We start from the raw sequence: 620 nt of genomic DNA, 5'->3' as shown, positions 1-620 counted from the left end.
TGACTTGTACTTAGTGCATGATCGCCAAGTTGCGCCATTCGATGGTGACCTAAACGACTACTACAAATGGTTGACCGAACAACAAAAAGCCGAGCGAAAAGAAGCACAAGCGTCGCAACCAGTTAAAGATACCGCAAACAGTGCCGCTGCGAAGAAAGAGCAAAAACGTCGCGAAGCGGAATTTCGTAAACTGACGGCGCCAATTCGCAAAACCCTGACACAATTAGAAAATAAAATGGATAAGTTAGGTGTAGCACTGGCAGAGGCTGAAGAACAATTGGCGGATAACTCACTGTATGAAGCCGAAAATAAAGCTAAACTAAATGAAGTGCTGGCCCTTCAAGCTTCGAGCAAATCAGAACTTGAAGAAGTGGAAATGGAATGGATGTCTGCTCAGGAAGAACTGGAGCAGATGGAGCTAGAGTTTAACCAATGACAAACAAACACGCGGAATACACTCTTACCCTAGAACACCTTTGGCAGTTCAGCCTGCAGTTTTATGGCGTGCGAGAAGTAAAAGAAGCGTGTTTATCATTGCAAAACAATTACCACGGTAACGTGAATCTATTACTGCTGCTCCGTTGGCTCGACGAGCAGCAGCTTATCTTACAAGAGAAAGA

The 620-nt window shown here is 44.7% G+C and carries 1 protein-coding gene and 1 pseudogene; both read left to right on the top strand.

Features of this window, described 5'->3' with window-relative positions; translation table 11 throughout:
• Positions 1 to 436: pseudogene (locus tag R7Z49_RS25990) on the top strand (ABC transporter ATP-binding protein); the annotation flags it as partial.
• The coding region (locus R7Z49_RS25985; RefSeq protein WP_318112557.1) for a TIGR02444 family protein at positions 433 to 620 on the top strand (188 nt) is incomplete at its 3' end. The pseudogene R7Z49_RS25990 and the gene R7Z49_RS25985, both read left to right, overlap by 4 nt.

This window comes from Vibrio sp. 1562 (genome assembly GCF_033340155.1).
In the GTDB taxonomy this organism is placed as follows: Bacteria; Pseudomonadota; Gammaproteobacteria; order Enterobacterales; family Vibrionaceae; genus Vibrio; species Vibrio alginolyticus.
This window is presented reverse-complemented; position numbering and strand designations above follow the sequence as displayed.